Annotated in this window: 21 protein-coding genes and 1 tRNA gene; 16 read left to right on the top strand and 6 right to left on the bottom strand. The window is 61.8% G+C overall.

Features of this window, described 5'->3' with window-relative positions:
• The first annotated feature begins 162 nt into the window (after positions 1-162).
• From AC8GFZ_RS14605 to AC8GFZ_RS14555, 11 genes are all read left to right on the top strand, one after another.
• Positions 163-1134 (top strand): thiamine pyrophosphate-dependent dehydrogenase E1 component subunit alpha, encoded by a 972-nt coding sequence (locus AC8GFZ_RS14605; RefSeq protein WP_506645692.1) that lies wholly within the window; start codon positions 163-165, stop codon positions 1132-1134.
• Positions 1131-2111, top strand: coding sequence for an alpha-ketoacid dehydrogenase subunit beta (locus AC8GFZ_RS14600; RefSeq protein WP_506645691.1), 981 nt, complete (start codon positions 1131-1133; stop codon positions 2109-2111). The genes AC8GFZ_RS14605 and AC8GFZ_RS14600 overlap by 4 nt, the downstream gene beginning before the upstream one ends.
• 215 nt (positions 2112-2326) lie before the next feature.
• On the top strand, positions 2327-2599 hold the full coding sequence (locus tag AC8GFZ_RS14595) for an oxidative damage protection protein (RefSeq protein WP_506645640.1): 273 nt from the start codon (positions 2327-2329) through the stop codon (positions 2597-2599).
• 69 nt (positions 2600-2668) lie between these two features.
• Entirely contained in the window at positions 2669-4396 is a 1728-nt protein-coding gene (locus AC8GFZ_RS14590) for an FAD-dependent oxidoreductase (protein ID WP_506645639.1), read from the top strand.
• 135 nt (positions 4397-4531) lie between these two features.
• On the top strand, positions 4532-6331 hold the full coding sequence (locus AC8GFZ_RS14585; protein ID WP_506645638.1) for a nitrite/sulfite reductase: 1800 nt from the start codon (positions 4532-4534) through the stop codon (positions 6329-6331).
• Positions 6332-6340: 9 nt separating this feature from the next.
• Positions 6341-6799: a DUF934 domain-containing protein gene (locus AC8GFZ_RS14580; protein WP_506645637.1), complete on the top strand. Its 459-nt coding sequence runs from the start codon at positions 6341-6343 to the stop codon at positions 6797-6799.
• Entirely contained in the window at positions 6796-7632 is an 837-nt protein-coding gene (locus AC8GFZ_RS14575; RefSeq protein WP_506645636.1) for a phosphoadenylyl-sulfate reductase, read from the top strand. The genes AC8GFZ_RS14580 and AC8GFZ_RS14575 overlap by 4 nt, the downstream gene beginning before the upstream one ends.
• Positions 7629-8573, top strand: coding sequence for a sulfate adenylyltransferase subunit CysD (gene cysD, locus AC8GFZ_RS14570; protein WP_506645635.1), 945 nt, complete (start codon positions 7629-7631; stop codon positions 8571-8573). Before AC8GFZ_RS14575 ends, cysD begins: the two co-directional genes overlap by 4 nt.
• Positions 8573-9853 (top strand): sulfate adenylyltransferase subunit 1, encoded by a 1281-nt coding sequence (locus AC8GFZ_RS14565; RefSeq protein WP_506645634.1) that lies wholly within the window; start codon positions 8573-8575, stop codon positions 9851-9853. The genes cysD and AC8GFZ_RS14565 overlap by 1 nt, the downstream gene beginning before the upstream one ends.
• Before the next feature lie 168 nt (positions 9854-10021).
• Entirely contained in the window at positions 10022-10348 is a 327-nt protein-coding gene (fdxA, locus tag AC8GFZ_RS14560) for a ferredoxin FdxA (protein WP_506645633.1), read from the top strand.
• 20 nt (positions 10349-10368) lie between these two features.
• Entirely contained in the window at positions 10369-11415 is a 1047-nt protein-coding gene (locus AC8GFZ_RS14555; protein ID WP_506645632.1) for an NAD(P)/FAD-dependent oxidoreductase, read from the top strand.
• 31 nt (positions 11416-11446) lie between these two features.
• On the opposite strand, the gene AC8GFZ_RS14550 is transcribed toward AC8GFZ_RS14555, so the two are convergent.
• The gene (locus AC8GFZ_RS14550) at positions 11447-12370 is read right to left on the bottom strand and encodes a fatty acid desaturase family protein (RefSeq protein ID WP_506645631.1); all 924 of its coding nucleotides are present in this window, start codon (positions 12368-12370) and stop codon (positions 11447-11449) included.
• 252 nt (positions 12371-12622) lie between these two features.
• Here AC8GFZ_RS14550 and AC8GFZ_RS14545 point away from each other — a divergent pair, with 252 nt between their 5' ends.
• Positions 12623-13903, top strand: coding sequence for a purine-cytosine permease family protein (locus AC8GFZ_RS14545; protein WP_506645630.1), 1281 nt, complete (start codon positions 12623-12625; stop codon positions 13901-13903).
• On the opposite strand, the gene thiD is transcribed toward AC8GFZ_RS14545, so the two are convergent.
• Entirely contained in the window at positions 13890-14732 is an 843-nt protein-coding gene (thiD, locus tag AC8GFZ_RS14540; RefSeq protein WP_506645629.1) for a bifunctional hydroxymethylpyrimidine kinase/phosphomethylpyrimidine kinase, read from the bottom strand. The two genes, AC8GFZ_RS14545 and thiD, sit on opposite strands and share 14 nt — an antisense overlap.
• 32 nt (positions 14733-14764) lie before the next feature.
• Here thiD and AC8GFZ_RS14535 point away from each other — a divergent pair, with 32 nt between their 5' ends.
• Genes AC8GFZ_RS14535 through AC8GFZ_RS14520 form a run of 4 tightly spaced genes read left to right on the top strand, consistent with a single transcriptional unit; the run spans position 14765 to position 17847 of the window.
• Positions 14765-15853 carry an FAD-dependent oxidoreductase gene (locus AC8GFZ_RS14535; RefSeq protein ID WP_506645628.1) on the top strand — a complete coding sequence of 363 codons (1089 nt, stop codon included), beginning with the start codon at positions 14765-14767 and terminating at the stop codon, positions 15851-15853.
• Positions 15850-16062 carry a sulfur carrier protein ThiS gene (gene thiS, locus AC8GFZ_RS14530; RefSeq protein ID WP_506645627.1) on the top strand — a complete coding sequence of 71 codons (213 nt, stop codon included), beginning with the start codon at positions 15850-15852 and terminating at the stop codon, positions 16060-16062. The genes AC8GFZ_RS14535 and thiS overlap by 4 nt, the downstream gene beginning before the upstream one ends.
• Before the next feature lie 8 nt (positions 16063-16070).
• Positions 16071-16889 (top strand): thiazole synthase, encoded by an 819-nt coding sequence (locus tag AC8GFZ_RS14525; RefSeq protein WP_506645626.1) that lies wholly within the window; start codon positions 16071-16073, stop codon positions 16887-16889.
• 43 nt (positions 16890-16932) lie between these two features.
• The gene (locus AC8GFZ_RS14520) at positions 16933-17847 is read left to right on the top strand and encodes a thiamine phosphate synthase (RefSeq protein ID WP_506645625.1); all 915 of its coding nucleotides are present in this window, start codon (positions 16933-16935) and stop codon (positions 17845-17847) included.
• Positions 17848-17969: 122 nt separating this feature from the next.
• Here the strand turns inward: AC8GFZ_RS14520 and AC8GFZ_RS14515 are convergent.
• The 4 genes from AC8GFZ_RS14515 to AC8GFZ_RS14500 all read right to left on the bottom strand — a co-directional run bounded on the left by AC8GFZ_RS14515 (position 17970) and on the right by AC8GFZ_RS14500 (position 19708).
• Positions 17970-18045, bottom strand: a tRNA-Asn gene (locus AC8GFZ_RS14515).
• A 124-nt stretch (positions 18046-18169) separates the two neighbouring features.
• A complete protein-coding gene (locus tag AC8GFZ_RS14510; protein ID WP_506645624.1) occupies positions 18170-18523 on the bottom strand; it encodes a type II toxin-antitoxin system death-on-curing family toxin in 354 nt (117 codons plus the stop codon).
• A gap of 48 nt (positions 18524-18571) precedes the next feature.
• The gene (locus AC8GFZ_RS14505; protein WP_506645623.1) at positions 18572-18802 is read right to left on the bottom strand and encodes a hypothetical protein; all 231 of its coding nucleotides are present in this window, start codon (positions 18800-18802) and stop codon (positions 18572-18574) included.
• Positions 18803-19024: 222 nt separating this feature from the next.
• Entirely contained in the window at positions 19025-19708 is a 684-nt protein-coding gene (locus tag AC8GFZ_RS14500; protein WP_506645622.1) for a sugar transferase, read from the bottom strand.
• Position 19709: the final 1 nt, after the last annotated feature.

Here is a 19709-nt window from a genome sequence, read left to right as displayed (position 1 = left end):
AGCATAGCGCACCATTCCAGTGCCTTGCTGACACCCTCCCAGCCCCTGTACAGCAGGCCGCTACACTCCTGGGCCGAACCTCCCCGCAGGCCCGCCAAACCCTTGGAGCCCACCTTGTCAGACACCCACCGAACCCCCTTGTTGGGACAGCTCTACACCCAAATGGCGCGCATCCGCGCCTTTGAAAACGCCGCCGAAATTTTGAGCCAAGGCGGCGTCAGCGCCTACAACAAAACCGCCGATGGCAGCGCCAAGGTGCGCGGCCCGCTGCACCTGTCCACCGGCCAAGAGGCGGTGGCCGTGGGCGTGTGTGCCCATTTGCGCGCCAGCGATTACCTCACCTCCACCCACCGGGGGCACGGCCACACCTTGGCCAAAGGCGCTGACCTGACCCGCATGATGGGCGAGCTGTATGGCAAGGCCAATGGCTTCAATGGCGGCAAAGGCGGCTCGATGCACATCGCTGACTTTTCGGTGGGCATGCTCGGGGCCAATGGCGTGGTGGCGGCAGGTTTGCCGATTGCCACTGGCGCGGCACATGCGCAAAAACTACAGGGTCGCGACGACATCACGGTGTGCTTTTTTGGCGATGGGGCGATCAACCGCGGCCCCTTTTTAGAGTCGCTCAATTGGGCCCAGGTGCACCAATTGCCCGTGCTGTTTGTGTGTGAGGACAACCGCTGGAGCGCCACCACCGCCAGCGGGCCGATGATCGCGGGCGGCGGCGCCTCGGCGCGCAGCGAGAGTTTGGGCATCCCCGCCACCACGGTGGACGGCAACGATGTGCTCGCCGTGCACGATGCGGCCCAAGCCCTGGTTGTGGGGCTGCGCGCTGGCAGCGGGCCGCGTTTGTTGCACGCCCTGACCTACCGCATCAAAGGCCATGTGTCGGTGGACCTGGCCGCTTACCGCGACCCCGCTGAATTGGCCGCGGCATTGAAAACCGAACCTTTGGGCCATGCCCGCGCCCGATATCTGGCCATGGGCGGCAGCAGCGCCGAGCTGGACGCGATCGACGCCGCCGCCGCCGCCGAAGTGGCGCTGGCCATGCAAACCGCCGACGCCGCCCCCTGGCCCGAACCCTCGGGCGCCTTCACCGACATCCAAACCACAGGAGACGGCCAGTGGTACTGAACACCTTGCCCCAATGGAGTTACAGCGAAGCCGCTGTGCAAGCCCTGGCACTTGAAATGCAATCCGACCCCCGGGTGGTGGTGGTGGGCGAAGACGTCGGGCGCGGCGGCATTTTTGGCCAGTACAAGGGCTTGCAAGCCCAGTTTGGCCCGCAGCGGGTGATCGACACCCCCATCAGCGAGGCCGCCATCATGGGCGGCGGCGTGGGCATGGCCCTGGCCGGTTTGCGCCCCGTGGTGGAAATGCGGGTGGTCGACTTTGCCCTGTGTGCCATGGACGAAATCGTCAACCAAGCGGCCAAAAACCGCTACATGTTTGGTGGCCAAGGCCGGGTGCCCTTGGTGGCGCGCATGCCCATGGGCATTTGGGACGCCTCGGCAGCGCAACACTCGCAATCGCTGGAGGCTTGGTTCGCCCATTTGCCCGGCTTGGTGGTGGTGTGCCCCGGCAACCCCCAAGACAACCACAGCTTGTTGCGCGCGGCCTTGCAAAGTGGCGACCCGGTGATTTACCTGGAGCACAAAACCCTGTGGGGCCAAACCGGTGCGGTGGATGTGAACCTGAGGGTTCCTTTGGGCAAAGCAGCGGTGCAAAGGGTGGGCGAACAGGTCACCCTGGTGAGCTGGAGCCGCCAATTGCTCGCCTGCCAAACCGCTTGCGAGGCCTTGGCGGCACAAGGCATTTCGGTGGAATTGATCGACCTGCGCACCATTTGGCCCTGGGACCGCGAGACCGTGTTGAATTCCTGCGCCAAAACCGGCCACTTGCTGGTGGTGCACGAAGCCGTGCAAGCCGCAGGATTTGGCGCCGAGATCGCCGCCACCGTGGCCGAACAACTGGGTGCGCGCGTCAAGCGCCTGGGCGCGCCGCGCATCCCGGTGGGCTACTCGCCGGGCTTGGAAGCGGTGTCGCGGATCGGCCCGGAGGCCATCGCCTCGGCAGTGCACGAGTTGCTGGCCCCACGCAAAAGCATTTGATCGGGTACCCCGCGCCGCTCTGATGCACCACTGTGGCGGCAGAGCGCGCCAATCAGCTACCAGCTACCAGCGGAAACGGAAGCGGAAGGCAACAAGCGATCGTGCCCCAGCCTGATGGCCCCAGGCAGTCCTCATCGCCTCTTCAGAACCGGCTTTTTCTTCGGGCCTTGCAAAGCTTGCTAAAGTTCGCCCCATTCAAACGGAGAACACACCCCATGGCACGCACCATTCAATGCATCAAACTCGGACAAGAGGCCGAAGGTTTGGACTTCCCCCCCTACCCTGGCGACCTGGGCAAACGCATTTGGGAAAGTGTCAGCAAACAGGCTTGGGCCGACTGGTTGAAGCACCAAACCATGTTGGTCAATGAAAACCGCCTCAACCTGGCCGATCTGCGTGCCCGCCAATACCTGGCACGCCAAATGGAAAACCACTTTTTTGGCGATGGTGCCGATGCGGCCCAGGGCTATGTGCCCCCCAGCGCTTAATTCAAATCTGCCCCTCGCCTTCACGTCGACGCCCCCCGGGAACTGGGCCACTCTGCGTTGCACCCGCCCATGACAGATGAGGGACTGGACCCTGCCCTCGTTCCCCCCCATTTGCAGCCCGCCCTGACAGCGAGTCGCTTAGGGGAGGTTCCGCGCGCTTGGGCCCACCTGGACCACTGGACTTTGCGCTTGCCCGATGGCGAATGGGGCTTGGCTTTGCTAACCACTTGGGCGATGTGGCAGCAAGACCCTCACGCCCCCCAACGCTTGCATTGGCTGGCCCGCACCCAAGCGCCACCTCCCGTCCAAGATTGGGAAAGGCTGGGCCAAGACTGGCCGCACTTGAAACACCTGGCCCAAGATTGCGCACAGGCCTGCTGGGGTTTGTTGCCCGGTCTGCACCGCTTGGCTTGGGCCGATGGGCATGTGCAACTAAGCCTGTGGGTGGGCGAATCAGCGGCCAGCCAACGCTGGTGGGACCAAACCCCGCATCAGGTTTGGGGCCAACCCCCCACGCTCTCTGGCTCGACAACAACCGCCGATCGTGGTCGCCCAAATGGCGCGCCCAGGCGAGCCGCCCTGGTCTTGGGTGGCGGTTTGGCTGGCGCCAGCGCTGCCCGGGCCTTGGCCACGCATGGCTTTGAGGTCACCGTGTTGGATGCAGGCCCCTCGCCCGCCCATGGGGCATCGGGCTTGCCCGTGGGCTTGATGACGCCCCATGTGTCGGGCGACGACAACCCCTTGTCGCGCCTGACCCGTGCAGGGCTGCGCCAGGTTCTGGCGCATGCCCGGGCGCATTTACAAGCGGGTGAGGATTGGTCGCCCAGCGGGTTGCTCGAGCGCCGCCTGAGCGGCAAAGCGCGCCGTGGCCGCTGGCCCCTGTCTTGGGTGCTGCCCAATGACAATGAGTTTCAACTCATGGGCGCGGCACAAGATTGGTTCGCCCCGGCCAGCGATGCACAACACCTCAGCGCCGGATTGCCCCCACCAGAACCCGGCTTTGGCCCGGAGCCCAAAGGCATTTGGCACACCCATGCGGGCTGGATGAAACCAGCGCGTTTGGTCGCCTCCTTGCTGGACCATCCCCGCATCCGCTGGTGCGGCAACACGCGGGTGGTCAGCCTCCAGCCGGGAACACCCCCCGGCACTTGGGTGGCGGTGGACGAGACAGGCCAGCCACACCCAGCGGAACAGGTGGTGATCGCCCTGGGGCCTTCCAGCCTGGGTTTGCTGGCGCCCCTGTTGCCCAACGCCCATTGGCCCTTGGAGCCCTTGCGCGGACAGGTCACAGGTGGCCCCATGGCGAGCGCCATGGCAAGTTTGTTGCCACCCCATCCGGTGAATGGCTTGGGCAGCTTGATCAGCCAGGTGCCCATGGGGGATGACGGCCCCATGTGGTGGTATGGCTCGACCTATGACCACAGCCGCCAGGATGCCGTTTGCCTGGCCGCAGATCAGGCCACCAATTTGGCCCAGCTTCAAAGCCTGTTGCCCCAACTGGCCGGCTGGGTGCCGGACACCGAAGACGCAGACGCTTTCGCCACCCCCAAAACCTTGGGCTTGCGCAACTGGGCGGGGGTGCGTTGCACCACCTCCGACCGTCTACCGGTGGTGGGCTCACTGGCCCCCCTGGGTGCGCCGGGCGTGCACCTGTTGACCGCCTTGGGTTCGCGCGGCATCACCCTGTCCATGCTGTGCGGCCACTTGCTGGCGGCGCAAATTGGCGGGGAACCTTTGCCCATGGACCCTGCCATCGCCCATTTGCTGCGGCCGGAGCGCTTCAAAAAACAAACCTAAGCCATTGAATATAATGGGTTTTCAAGGGCTTTATGCGATTTCCATATATACCCCAAACTAAATGATTGTTTGAGTTGATATAACCTGAAACTACAGTCCGGTGCTTCAATGAATGGGCCCAGCCCCCTGCACCGTATGTACGCCTACACCGACTTTGACCGCCAATTTGTGCGCGATCGCGCCGCCCAGTACCGAGATCAACTGACCCGGCACTTGGCCGGCCAATTGAGCGACGATGCCTTTCGCCCTTTGCGGTTGCAAAACGGCTGGTATGTGCAGCGCTATGCCCCCATGTTGCGCGTGGCCGTGCCATATGGTGAGGTGTCGTCGGCACAGCTGCGGGTGTTGGCCCGCATCGCCCGTGAGTTTGACCAACCCGACGCCGCCTTGCTGGCCCAGGCCCAGCGCCAGCAAGATGCGATTGGCGCGGCACCGCGCTTGGTCACGGGCACCGCCCACTTCACCACCCGGCAAAACGTCCAGTTCAATTGGATTCCGTTGGCACGCAGTGCCGAGGTGATGGATTTGCTGGCCTCGGTGGACATGCACGGCATCCAAACCAGTGGCAACTGCATCCGCAACATCACCAGCGACGAGCGCGCCGGCATTGCCGCTGACGAGGTAGCCGACCCGCGCCCCTTTGCGGAAATCATGCGCCAATGGAGCACCCTGCACCCCGAATTTGCGTTTTTGCCGCGCAAATTCAAAATTGCCATCACCGGCGCCAGCGAAGACCGCGCGGCCACCGCCTGGCACGACGTGGGCTTGCATCTGCTGCGCAATGCCCAAGGGGACTTGGGTTTTCGGGTGCTGGCTGGCGGCGGCATGGGTCGCACCCCGGTCATTGCCAGCGTCTTGCGTGAGTTTTTGCCATGGGACCAAATCCTCAACTATTTAGAAGCCGTGGTGCGCGTCTACAACCTGTGGGGGCGGCGTGACAACCTCTACAAAGCCCGCATCAAAATACTGATCAAGGCCGAAGGCCAGCGCTACATCGACGAGGTCGAAGCCGAGTACCAGCGCATCGTGGACCAAGACGGCGCCCCGCACACCATCACCCCGGCCGAGCTGCAGCGCGTCAGCCAAAGCTTTCAACCACCGGCCAAACCCGCCCACAGCCCTGTGGACCACAAGATGCAACGCATTTTGGAGGTGGCCGCGCATGACGACACCGAGTTCACCCGCTGGTTGCAACAAAACGTGGCCGCGCACCGCGAACCACACTTGCGCATCGTCACCTTGTCGTTCAAACGCCTGGGCCAAGCACCTGGCGACGCCACCGCCGATCAGCTCGATGCGGCGGCCCAATTGGCCGACGCGTTTTCTTCGGGTGAATTGCGCGTGTCGCACGACCAAAACCTGGTTTTGCCTTGGGTGCCCTGCGACCAACTGCCCGACCTGTGGCGCCAAGCGCGCAAGCTCGGTCTGGCCCGGCCCCACACCCGCTTGCTCACCGACATGATCGCGTGCCCCGGGGGCGACTATTGCGCTTTGGCCAATGCGCGATCGCTGCCGATCGCAGCGGCCATCACCGAGCGCTACCAAGACCTCGATGAATTGTTTGACCTGGGTGAAATTGACCTGCACATCAGCGGTTGCATCAACTCCTGCGGCCACCACCACAGCGGCCACATTGGCATCTTGGGCGTCGACAAGGACGGCCAAGAGTGGTACCAAATCACCTTGGGCGGCTCGGATGGCTCGGTCTTGAGCGGTCTCCCGCAACCGGGCAAGGTGGTGGGCCCGTCGTTTTCCGCCCACGAGGTGGTGGATGTGATCGAAGCGGTTTTGGACACCTACCGCGATGTGCGCCAGCCTGGCGAGACCTTTGCTGACGCCTTGAAGCGCGTTGGCCACGAACCCTTCAAGCGTGCAGCCCATGCCAGCCGCTCGCCCGCCGCGCCCCTGACCCACACCGAACACAGCCCAGCCTGAAGGCCCGCCATGATCACACTTTCACTGCATTTGTTATCCGCCCCGGTGGCCCAGGGGCAACCCCAAGATGGCGCAGAGGTGCCCGCCGAGCCCGGCGTGCTGCGCCTGCCCAACGATGCCGATCTGCATGCCGTCGAGGTGCAACAGGTGCAACGCATCGAGTTGAACTTTCCCAAATTCACCGACGGCCGCGCGTTCAGCCAAGCCTGGTTGTTGCGCCGCCGCCATGGTTTCAGCGGCGACATCCGCGCCTGCGGCGATGTGCGGGTGGACCAGTTGCAACAAATGGCGCGCAGCGGTTTCAGCAGCGCGGTCTTGGCCAACGCGCAAGACCTGGCACTGGGCCGCCAGTTGCTGGGCCATTTCCATCGCTTCTACCAAGGCGACGCCCTCCATGGCCAGCCCCATTTCGGGTCTGGCCAGTCGCCAGCCGTGTATTCCCCACCACCCAGCACGGCACAGCCATGAGCGCGTCCACGACACTCAACCCGCTTCAGCAACCGGCCAAAACCTCCGCCACGCGCTTGCATGCCCAACCCAGCCCTGACTTTGCGCACAAACTGGCGCAAACCCAGGCCTTGCTGCAAAGTGCGGCCCGCGACTTCAGCCCAGTGAAGCAAGCCTCTAGCCTGGGGGCCGAGGACGTGGTCATCACCGATGTGATCAACCGTTTGCAACTGGCGATTCCGGTGTTTGTGCTCGACACCGGGGCGCTGCACACCGAAACACTGGCCTTGCTCGAGCGCTTGCAGGCGTTTTCCCACACGCCCGTGGAGGTGTTGCAACCGCAGCGCTTGGCGGTGTTGAACTTTGTTCGCCACCCCGGTCAGGCCGCCATTTACAACAGCCAGACCGAGCGCCAAGCCTGCTGCCACATCCGCAAATTGGAGCCCCTGGGCCGAGCTTTGGCCGGTCAGCGCGCCTGGATCACGGGCTTGCGCCGCGAACAATCCAACGCCCGCGCCGAGGTGCAAGCGGTGCAAAACGACGTGCAAAACGGCGTGGCCCTGAGCAAGATCAACCCCTTGGTCGAGTGGACCTGGGGCGATGTCTGGCACTACATCGCCACCCACGGCGTGGATTACAACCCGCTGCACGACCAGTTTTTCCCGAGCATTGGCTGCGCGCCGTGCACCCGCGCCATCAGCCTGGGCGAAGACTTTCGCGCTGGCCGCTGGTGGTGGGAAAACGCCTCGGCCAAAGAGTGTGGCTTGCATGCGCCCACTGCAACTGCAACTGCAACCGCCAGCCACATCCCCAAGGCCATCGAGTCAGCCATCCCCACCGGATCCACCGCATGAATGCACGCGCCGAACCCGACCGGCTCGCCCCGTTGAGCAATGCCCATCTGGACGCGCTGGAAGAAGAAACCATATACATCCTGCGCGAGGTGGCGGCCACCTTTGAGCGGCCCACCTTGTTGTTCTCTGGCGGCAAAGACTCATTGGTCATGCTGCGCTGCGCTGAAAAGGCTTTCATCGACCGCCAACACGGGGGCCGCCTGCCTTTTCCCTTGCTGATGATCGACACCGGCCACAACTTCCCAGAAGTGACCGATTTCCGCGACTTTCGCGCCCAAGAACTGGGTGCCGAATTGATTGTGCGCAGCGTCGAAGACTCGATGCGGCGCGGCACGGTGCGCCTGGCCCACCCCGGCGAGAGCCGCAATGTGCACCAATCGGTCACGCTGCTGGAAGCGATCGAAGAGTTTCGCTTTGACGCCTTGATGGGCGGCGCGCGCCGCGACGAAGAAAAAGCCCGTGCCAAAGAGCGCATCTTCAGCCACCGCGATGGTTTTGGCCAATGGCAACCCAAGGCCCAACGGCCAGAGCTGTGGAACTTGTTCAACACCCGCTTGCAACCGGGCGAGCATTTCCGCGTGTTCCCCATCTCCAATTGGACCGAGTTGGATGTGTGGCAATACATCGCCCGAGAGCGCATCGCCCTGCCCTCTATTTATTACAGCCACACCCGCAGCGTGGTGGAGCGCCGTGGCTTGCTGGTGCCCGTGACCGAGCTGACGCCGCCGCGCGCTGGTGAAACCGTGGTCGAGCGCGCGGTGCGTTTTCGCACCGTGGGCGACATCACCTGCACCTGCCCGGTGGAGAGTTTGGCCAGCACGCCCGAACACATCGTCATTGAAACCTTGGCGGCCGAGGTGAGTGAGCGCGGTGCCACCCGCATGGACGACCAAACCTCCGACGCCTCCATGGAAAAACGCAAACTCGAGGGGTATTTCTGATGAGCGACTCCCACGCCGCCTTGAAATTCATCACCTGTGGGTCGGTGGATGATGGCAAAAGCACCCTGATCGGCCGCTTGCTGGTCGACACCAAAGCGGTTTTGCAAGACCACTTGGCCGGTGTGCAGCGCCATGGACAAACCGATTTGGCTTTGCTCACCGACGGCCTGAGTGCCGAGCGCGAGCAAGGCATCACCATCGATGTGGCCTACCGCTACTTCTCTACTGAGCAGCGCAAATTCATCATTGGCGACGCGCCAGGGCACGAGCAATACACCCGCAACATGGTCACCGCCGCCTCCAGCGCCGACGCCGCCGTGGTCTTGGTGGACGCCACCAAAATCGATGCCACCAACCCCCAGCTGGCTTTGTTGCCGCAAACCCGCCGCCACAGCTTGTTGCTGCAGCTGTTGCGCGTGCCTTCCGTGGTCTTGGCCATCAACAAGCTGGATGCGGTGGACAACCCCAGCCAGGCCTATGAAAACATCCGCCAAGCATTGCTGAGATTTACCAAACAAGCGGGTATCGAGGTGGCTGCCGTGGTGCCGGTGTCTGCCCTGTTGGGGCACAACGTGGCCCAAGCTGAACCCGGTTGGTGCGGCTACAACGGCCCATGTTTGCTCGACATCTTGCACCGCTTGCCCATCACCCCGGCTGAGCGGCACCTGCCCTTCAGCGCGCCGGTGCAGTGGGTGGAAAAGCACCATGACCGGGCCGACACCCACCAAGGGCGCCGCATTTTCTGGACCCGGCTGGCCACGGGCCAGGTTCAAGTGGGTGACGGTGTGCGGGTCTTTCCCAGCGGTCAAACGGCGCAGGTGGCGCAGGTGCTCAACACGGTGCGCCAATCGCAAACTGTGGGCGCGCGACACAGCGCAGGCATCGTGCTGGATCGCGAAGTCGACATCTCGCGCGGCGACTGGCTGCTGGCCCCTGAGCCCTTTGCTTCCGCTGGGGCCACGGCCGGCCAAACCGAAATCCGCGCCACCGTGGCGTGGCTGGACGACGAACCGCTGATGGTCGGCCGGGTGTACTGGGCTTTGCACGGTCACCGCTGGGTCAAGGCCAAAGTCAAAGCCATCGATCACCGCACCGACATCCACACCTTGGCGGCCACCCCGGCCCAAGAACTGCCAGCCAATGCCATTGGCCAAGTGGTGTTGGGTTTGCAACAAGCCCTGCCGGTGAGCCCATTCGCCACCTCTCGCCCCCTGGGTTCCCTGGTGCTGGTCGACCCCGCCAGCCACCGCACCGCAGGGGCCGCCTTGGTGTTGGCTTGACGCGCCGCGTGCGCCGCCTCCTTCACCACGCACCGCCACACTGCCCGACCTTTCACAACTCCTTGCCGCACCCCGACGTCCCCGCCATCCGCCTCTATGCCAACACGCCCAAGGGGGTTGGCCGGGCTGGCCTAAAATACTGTCACTCTCAGCTTACACATCGCCACCATGACCCACGTTGTCACCGAATCCTGCATCCGCTGCAAATACACCGACTGTGTTGATGTCTGCCCCGTGGACTGCTTCCGCGAAGGCCCCAACTTCCTGACCATTGACCCCGATGAGTGCATCGACTGCGCCGTGTGCATTCCTGAGTGCCCGGTCAATGCCATTTATGCCGAGGAAGATGTGCCCAGCGACCAGCAGCACATGATTGCGCTGAACGTGGAGTTGGCCCGCTCCGGCTGGCCCAGCATCACCAAGCGCAAAATGCCCATGCCCGACGCAGACGACTGGAAAGAGAAAACGGGCAAGTTGAGCGAGCTCACCCGCTGAACCCTTCTCCCCCTGCCCCTGTGTCAGCGCCCATCGCCACCGATGTACTGGTGATCGGTGCCGGACCGGTGGGCCTGTTTCAGGCCTTTCAACTGGGTCTGCAAGACATCCGCTGCCACATCGTCGACAGCCTGCCCCACCCTGGCGGCCAGTGCACCGAGTTGTACGGCGACAAACCCATTTACGACATCCCCGGCATGCCGCGCTGTACCGGCAAAGAGCTGATCGAGCGGCTGCAAACCCAAGTCAAGCCCTTTGCGCCGGTGTTTCACGGCGGGCATAGCGTCAGCCATTTGGTACCCCAAGGCGATGGATTTGCGGTGCAAACCGCACAAGGCTTGCACGTTCAGGCCCGCAGCGTGGTGATCGCCGCTGGCGTGGGTGCGTTTGAGCCGCGCCAACTGCCCGCCGCTGGGTTCAAACCCCTGCGCGGCAGCCAGGTTTTCTTTGCCGGGCACGACCCATCGGTGTTTGCGGGCCAGGCCTGCTTGGTCGTGGGCGGCGACGGCACCGCCATCGAGGCCGCCTTTCAGCTGTGCGACTTGTCTGGCCCCAACGCGCCCACCCGGGTGGGTTTGATGCACCGGCGTGATGTATGGGACGCAGAACCGGCCCTGATCGAGCGGATGCGTCAATGGGTGCGCGAAGGCCGGTTGCAGTTGCACATTGGTCAACTGCTGGAGCCGCGATTGCAAGACCAGCGGATGCAAGCCGTGGATTGGGTCAACAGCGCAGGCGAAACCCGCAGCTTGCCCTGTGAAGCAATTTGGGTGCAACTCGGTTTGTCACCGCAATTGGGGCCACTGAGCGAATGGGGCTTGGCCATGCAACGCAAACAATTGGTGGTTGACAGCGCCAGTTTTGCCACCTCGGTGCCCGGGATTTTTGCCGTGGGGGATGTCAACACCTACCCGGGCAAACAAAAATTGATCTTGTGTGGATTCCACGAAGCCACTTTGGCCGCGTTTGCCATCGCCGCGCACTTGCGCCCCGGCGAAAGAACCACGCTGCAATACACCACCACCTCCACCCATTTGCACCGCTTGCTGGGGGTGGATGGCCGATAGGCCTCAGCGCTTAAGCAGACACGCCTTGGGTCTATGCCGGCGCGGCCTGACGCAACATGGCGGCGTAACTGGGGGCGGTGTTCATGCGCGCCGTCACCCCTTTTGCATGCAGCATGCGGTGCGCCAGAGGCAAATTCCAGCACGGGATTTGGGTGAACATGTGGTGCTCGCAGTGGTAATTCACCCAATACGGCGCCAGCCACATCCGCTCCCACAGGTTGGCATGGGTGGTGCGGGCATGGTGCAAGGGGTCGGGCTCGTTGGGCGCCACCAAGGCATGCTCTGAAATATTGCGCAAGCGGGTGATCAACGGCAACCAGGTAGCCATGGGCAGCAACCACAAAACCAACCACAGCCACAAGCAACCAACCGCCGCAAAGGCCAAAGCAAAAGCCGCATTGCCGCCCAAAAACCAACGCTCTTGGTGCATCCATTGCCCCAAGGATGACCAGCGGTTCAGCCCCGCTGCGGGGCTGCGCCATGCCATCACCCCCGGGGCGATGCGTTGCTTGAAAAAAGTTTGTCCCGAGATATCGCGCCACATTTTTCGCCGCAACGAGGCCCGGCTGATGGGGAACGGGGCCGACAACACCAAATCGGGGTCTTCGCTTTGCTGAACATAGCGGTGGTGCTGCAAGTGATAACTGCGGTAGGCGCGCATCTCGGTGCCGCAGAACCAAAAGCCCACCGCGTCGTTGATGCGCCTGTTGGGGTGCAGCACCGCATGGGCGGCGTCGTGCATCAAGATGAACAAGCCCAATTGCCGGTTGCCCACCCACAAAACCGCCAAGGGGATGAACAACGGCGACCAAGCCGCCAAGGCCATGGCAGCACCGATCACTGCCCAACAATGGGCCACGCAAGCCAAACCGCGCCATGAAGAGCGCTGGCTCAGGCGCGCCCACTCTTCAGGGCTGAAGAAGTCTTCGGGGTTGACGCGGGGTGCAGCGGCCATGTGGGTCGAAATGATGATTCATTTTGCCAGCCACCGCGGCCAAGTCCAGTGGATGGGCGATCGGCCATAATCACACCGCTTGCTGAGGCAAGTCGCTGGGGGTGCCGAGGTTTGAGGAATCAAACCGACGCTGAGAAAGTCCCTTTGAACCTGATTGAGGTAATCCTCGCGCAGGGAAGCACGCAGCACCGTCACAGGCCCATGGGGCCAGGGTCTGCTTATTTCCTGTGTCAACTTGAAAGAAGACACACCATGGAAAACACATCCAACCAAGCCCTGACACCGATCAGCCCAGACCAACGCGTGTTTGATGCGCGCAGCCATGCCAGCCTGTGGTTCAGCCTGGGCGTGGGCCTGTTGGTGATGCAAGTCGGGGCCTATTTGGTGCCGGCGGTCGGCACCCAAGATGCCGTGTGGGCCATCTTGCTCGGCTCGGTTTTGGGGGCCGGTTTGCTGGCATGGACGGCGCGCATTGGCTGTGTCAGCGGCTTGTCCAGCGCTGGCCTGATGCACACTGTTTATGGCCCCTCGATGGCGCGCTTGCCGGTGCTGCTCAACATCCTGCAATTGATCGGTTGGACGTCGTTTGAACTGGTGGTGATGCGCGACGGCACCGCCGCCATCTTGAAACAAGCCTGGGGCTTGGACCCCGCATCACCCCTCACACTGGTGCTGACCACCGCGCTGTGGGGCGGGGTGTTGATGGCTTTGATGGCGGGCAGCATGCTGGGCTTGGTGCGCGGCTTCGTGAGCCGCTGGGGCTTGCCCCTGGTGGTGCTGTCTTTGCTGTGGCTGACCTGGCACTTTGTCGGCGTGGCCCAGGCCAAGGGCTGGGAGGCCATTTGGAACCGGCCCGGCGCAGGCGGCATGAGCCCCATCAACGCACTGGACTTGGTGATCGCCATGCCAGTGTCTTGGCTGCCCTTGGTGGCCGACTATGCCCGCCATGGCCGCAGCGCGCGCAGCACCTTGGGCGGCACTTGGGTGGGCTATGCCCTGGCCAATGTGTGGTGTTATGCCTTGGGGGTGTTGGTGGTGTCGGTGGTGGAGCCGGGCACCGACTTGGTGGGCGCTTTGCTGCTGGCCCAAGGCGGTTTGCTGGCCCTGGGTTTGATTCTGCTGGACGAATTGGACAACGCGTATGGCGATGTGTACTCGGGCGCGCTGTCGGCACACAGCCTGCGGCCCCAAACCCCGTTGAAGCGCTATGGCCTGTGGGGCGCGGCCCTGTGCACCGTGCTCGCCATGGCCTTGCCCATGCACAGCTTGGAGCCGTTTTTGCTGATGCTCAGTTCCGTCTTTGTGCCTTTGTTTGGGGTGATCATGGGGCGATTGGGCTGGGGGTACCACGCCAACCACTTGTCACCCAAGGGGATTGATGGGACCAGCACCTTGCTGTGGCTGGCAGGCATTGGGCTGTACCACGCCCTGGCCACTTGGGGCCCCGCCTGGGGTTCTGCCCTGCCCACCTTGGCGGCCACTGTGGCAGCGGGCTGGCTCACGCGGCCGGGCGCGGCCCTCAAAGGGGCTTGAGGTGGCTGGCGAGTGGCGCAAACCCGTGGTTGAGCGGCCCATGCCCTTGGCCGGTTTTGATGGGTGCGCCCGATTGAATGGCTTGCAAGATGTAGCCACGGGCCAGGCGCACCGCCTCGCTCAAGCCGTGGCCCAAAGCCAAATGCGCGGCAATCGCCGACGACAGGGTGCAACCCGTGCCATGCACATTGCCACTGGCAATGCGCGGCGAGGCCAAACGCAGGCTGGGTTGGCCGGGCTGCACGAACAAATCCACCACGTCGTCCCCGGGCAAATGCCCGCCTTTGAGCAGCACGGCCTGCGCGCCCATGGCCAACAACTCATTGGCTGCCGCTGGCAAATCCGCGGGGTCTTTCAAGGGTCGGCCCAACAACCAGGCGGCTTCGTCCAAATTGGGGGTGATCAAGTGGGCGCGCGGAAACACCTCGCGCACCAGCACCGCCACCGTTTCCTCGGCAATCAAGCGGTCGCCACTGGTGGCCACCATCACCGGGTCGAACACCACATGGGCGGGTTGGTAATGCGCGATGGCCCAGGCCACCACCTCGGCAACTTCGGGGGTGTGGAGCATGCCAATTTTGATGGCGTCGGTGCCGATGTCGTCGAGCACCGACTGGATTTGCGCCTTCAAAAACGCCGCTGGCACGGCATGGATGTCTTGCACGCCCAGCGTGTTTTGCGCGGTCAAGGCCGTGATTGCGCTCGTCCCGTAGCAGCCCAGCGCGGCAAAGGTTTTCAAGTCGGCTTGGATGCCAGCGCCGCCGCCGCTGTCGGACCCGGCAATGGTCAAAACGCGGGCGTATTGGTGGGTGGGTGGTGTGGCTTTCATGCCCGGCATTATCAAGAAAGAGCAGTGGCTGCATGAGCGCCAGGCCGTGGAGCGTGGTGCTGGGCGCGGGTTTGATGGGCCGCTTGCTCGCCCAAGCTTTGGCCACAGAAGGCCACCGGGTCGAGGTGTTTGAAGCCCAACAAGCCGATGCCCAGGGTGCAGCGGCCCGGGTAGCGGCGGCCATGTTAGCCCCGCTGGCCGAATCGGCCATCACCGAATTGAGCGTGGTGCGCATGGGCCAACATGGCTTGCAGCGTTGGCCCGAATTGATCGCGCAACTTGAGCAGCCGGTGTTTTTTCAGCAAAACGGCACCTTGATCGTGTGGCACCGGCAAGACGCTCCCGAGGCGCGCCGCTTTGCCCAATTGCTGGATCAAACACAAAGCCAATGCCCAAGCCTGCCGAGAGCCCAGTCGCTCAATGCCAGTGGCGTGGCGCAACACGAGTCCGGCTTGGCCGAGCGCTTTGCACAGGCTTTGTACCTGCCCGGTGAAGGCCAGCTCGACAACCGGCAACTGCTGGACGCCTTGCTGCACAGCTTGCAGCAACAAGGCGTGCAACTGCATTGGGACAGCCCACGCAACCCAGACGACTTCAAACCCGGCACAACCGGTCAACCCGACTGGGTGTTTGACTGCCGTGGCTTGGGCGCAAGGGCGCAATGGTCAGCGCTGCGCGGTGTGCGCGGCGAGGTCATTCGCCTGCACGCGCCTGGCGTGCAGTTGGCGCGCCCGACCCGCTTGGTGCACCCGCGCTACCCCATCTACATCGCGCCCAAACCCAAGGATGTATTTGTCATTGGCGCGACCGAAATCGAAACCGAAGACCTGTCCCCTGCCAGTGTGCGCTCCACGCTCGAGCTGCTGAGCGCGGCCTACACCGTGCACCCCGGCTTTGGCGAAGCGCGCATCTTGGAGGTGGCCACCCAAGCCCGCCCCACCCTGGCCGACAACTTGCCGCACATCCGTTGCTCTGGGCTGCGCAGCGTGCAAATCAATGGTTTGTACCGGCATGGGTTTTTGATTGCCCCCGCCATGCTCGACGCCTTGATGGAATGGCTGCACACCGGCCAACACCCCATGGCCGACAATTGGGGCCTGCGCTTTGACACCAACCCATGAACCCCGCCCCCATTCCCGTTTTAATCAACCAACAAAGTCACCTCTTGCCCCCAGGTGCCACCTTGGCCGACGCCATCGAATGGGTGGGCATACAACCGCCTTTTGCGGCGGCCATCAACATGGAATTTGTGCCCCGCGGTCAATACCCTGAACGCCTCTTGCAAAACAACGACGCCATCGAACTCATCGCGCCCATCACCGGCGGCTGAGCATTGCCATGAACCCATCCGATACCCCATCCCACTCTGCCGATACCGACCCCTTGGTGCTGTACGGCCAAAGCTTTGCCAGCCGCATGATGCTGGGCACTTCTCGCTACCCCTCGCCCACCGTCATGGCGCAAGCGGTAGCCCGCGCCAACCCGGCCATGCTCACGGCGTCCTTGCGCCGCCAGACCGCCCAAGGCGACAACTCGGGTGCATTTTGGAAGTTGCTGCAAGCCATGGGCGTGCCCGTATTGCCCAACACCGCCGGTTGCCACAGCCTGCAAGAGGCCATCACCACCGCAGAGATGGCGCGAGAGGTGTTTGAAACCGACTGGATCAAACTGGAGTTGATTGGCGACGACTACACCTTGCAACCCGACACCTTGAACCTGCCCCAAGCGGCATCGCAGCTGATTCAAAAAGGCTTCAAGGTGCTGCCCTATTGCACCGAAGACCTGGTGCTGTGCCAAAAACTGGTGGATGTGGGCTGCCAAGCGGTGATGCCGTGGGCCGCACCCATAGGCACCGGCAAAGGCCCCATCAACCCCTACGCGTTGCGCATGCTGCGCGAGCGCTTGGATGTGCCCATGATCGTCGACGCAGGCCTGGGCTTGCCCTCGCATGCCTGCCAAGTGATGGAATGGGGCTTTGATGCGGTGCTGCTCAACACAGCGGTGGCCTTGGCACAAAACCCGGTGGCCATGGCCGGCGCCTTTGCCGATGCCGTGCACGCAGGACGCAGCGCTTTTTTGTCGGGCGCCATGCAAGCCCAAGACACCGCACAAGCCAGCACACCGGTGCTGGGCACCCCGTTTTGGCACCAGGCATGAAGCGCAACTGGCCACCTGCTATGGCTAACGCCTTTCTCCAAACATGACCACCCCACACGACACCCTGGCCTGGGCGCGGCAGATTACACAGCATCATGCGCAGCTGCAAATTGGCCAGCCGCTGAACCCCGCTGAGGCCGCCCTGCCCGCAGACGCCCATTTGCCCCAGGCCCAAGCTGCCGCCCTCCAAGGGGCGCGGATGCTGGGCTTCATCGAGACCGATGCCCAATGCGTGGCCCAAGCCTGGCAGCACCAAACCCAGCGCCTGGGACAGTTCGACCCCTTGCATTGGCCCGACCAAGCGCTTGACTTTCAGATGCCCACTTGGCCGCGCCAGAACGCTTTTACCCCCTGCCCCCGCGCCCTGGGTTTGTATGCGGTGTTACCCACCGCCCAGTGGGTGGCGCGCATGGCCCAAGCCGGTGTGCCCACCTTGCAACTGCGCTTCAAATCGGACAAACCCGCAGAGGTGGCCACTGAGGTGCGCGCTGCCGTCAAAGCCGTGGCCGGCACGGGTGCCTTGCTGTTCATCAACGACCACTGGCAACACGCCATCGATGCAGGTGCCCATGGCGTCCACCTCGGCCAAGAAGACCTGGACAGCGCCGACCTCACGGCCATCCGAAAAGCCGGCTTGCGCCTGGGGCTCAGCACCCACGGCTACGCCGAAATGATGCGCGCCGACGCCCTGAGCCCCAGCTACATCGCCATGGGTGCCGTCTTTCCCACCACCCTAAAAAACATGCCCACCGCCCCCCAAGGCCTGGGCCGCTTGGGTGCTTATGCAAAGCTGATGGAAGGCCACAGTTTGGTGGCCATTGGCGGCATAGATGAAACCCGTTTTGCCGATGTGCGCCGCACGGGTGTTGGGTCTATAGCCGTGGTGCGCGCCTTGGTGACGGCGGCCGATCCAGAGGTGATGGCGCGCAACTTGATGCGGCGCTTGGCTGGTATTTGAGCGTCTTTGAGCGCTATAGACTTTTTCTGATTTGACAGCGTCTTCAGCTTGTTTCGGGGGCAGGTAAGACGGCCCTAACAAGAAAAAAAGAGGGGTTACCAAACGGCAACCCCTCTTTTTATTGGCTCCTCGACCTGGGCTCGAACCAGGGACCTACGGATTAACAGTCCGGCGCTCTACCGACTGAGCTATCGAGGAATAAATCGGTTTTTTAGCAAAATTCGTGCAAATGGAAGCCACTTTTATGGGCTTTTTTGCCTTAAGCAACAACTCAACATTGTAGCAAAAAATTCATATGGGCTTGAGTTTTTGACCTGCCCAATCACTTGTCAACACTCGGTCTGGTTGAAGGTTCGGCAAATCCGCGCAGCCATGGTTCCAAATGGGCAAAGTCAAAGGTGCCTGATTCAAACATCTGGATCAATTCATCATGTATCTGCATGGGCGCACGGTGCAGTCGCCAACAATTGATGCGCAGAAACACATCGGCAGCGGCAAAGGCAACTCGCTTATTCCCATCTAAAAATGGATGGTTGATGGCCAAGCTCTCGAGCAGCGCCGCCGCCTGTGCAACGATATCTTCGTAGTAACCTGTTTGCGGTCGAAACAGCGCAGCCTTCAGCGCGCCAGGATCACGAAGCCCCAACACGCCCCCATAGCGTTGCATCAGTACCATGTGCATCCCCAGCACATCGGCGACGGTGAGGTAATCGCACTCCACCCCTTACTTTGCCAATTCGCGGTAGAGGTGATCGAAGTCATCAAGGCTGGATGCGAAAGCGGCCATCACATGGCGGCGTGGATGCTCCTTCTGCTGACGATCAATATAGTCTCGCAAAGCATCATCAAGCACCGCCTGAAACTGGCGCCCTTGACTTTCGGCAATTCGTCTCATGGCCAACAGCACATCGGGGGCGGCTTGGGAGGAAAACTTTTCGCGTGCGGTAGTGGTCATCATCACCTCCATCATGATGCATCATGAAATGTCATGATAAAGCAAGATAGTAAGCTCATCAAAAACGTCACCAAAATAAGGCGATTACGCTAGTGATGGACAACCGACACTTGGTAACCCGAAAAATTGGACGGGTCTCGAGCAATATTACCTTGAAATACCAGCATCAAGCTATTATTTCAATGATGTTTACACGTTTCAAACGCAAAGAGCTCTCTGTCATCAATGGCCCTCAGGATAATGTAAGAATTTCTTCAGAGTATCAGGTGGGACCGGTAAGTCAGAGAACGCCCGCCAAGCAACAGCGGAGCTCGGAAATATTATTGCCAATACAGTTAAAAAAATTGCAGTAAAGTACGTCGCCAAGCCTTGATTATTCACATACCACACTTCCAGAGAGCTCTTATAGGGTCCAAGAACGACCTTATAAAAATCGATGGAACCTAATTCACCGGCAAGTATCTCCTCTTCCTGGTGGAAAATGATTGAACCAACACCAGATAAACCGGGGCGAACTTGGGTCACGATTCGCTGAGCATGTTTTGGATAGGTTGAAAAGGCCTGTTCTGTAAGTGGCCTTGGCCCGATCACACTCATGTCGCCAATAACAATGTTCAATAATTGAGGGAGTTCGTTAATTTTGGTCTTACGAAGAAACTTACCAACTGGAAGAACACGAGGATCACCTTTCATTGTTACAGTCCCGGTTCCAATATTGGGACTGTTCTTCAACATGGTTACAAACTTAAACAGTTGAAACGGCTTTCCATCCTTTCCGATACGTTCCTGAAAATAGAAAACTTCTCCTTCGCCAGAGAATCTAAGAATTATCGCGACTGGAACAAGCAATGGTGAAAGCACAAACAACGCAAGACTTGAGAAAAATAAATCGAGAAATCGCTGCATA

Source organism: Limnohabitans rimovensis (SeqCode) (genome assembly GCF_965234775.1).
Classification (GTDB): domain Bacteria; phylum Pseudomonadota; class Gammaproteobacteria; order Burkholderiales; family Burkholderiaceae_C; genus Limnohabitans; species Limnohabitans rimovensis.
The sequence above is the reverse complement of the archived record's forward strand: the minus strand, read 5'-3'. Positions and strand labels throughout refer to the sequence as shown.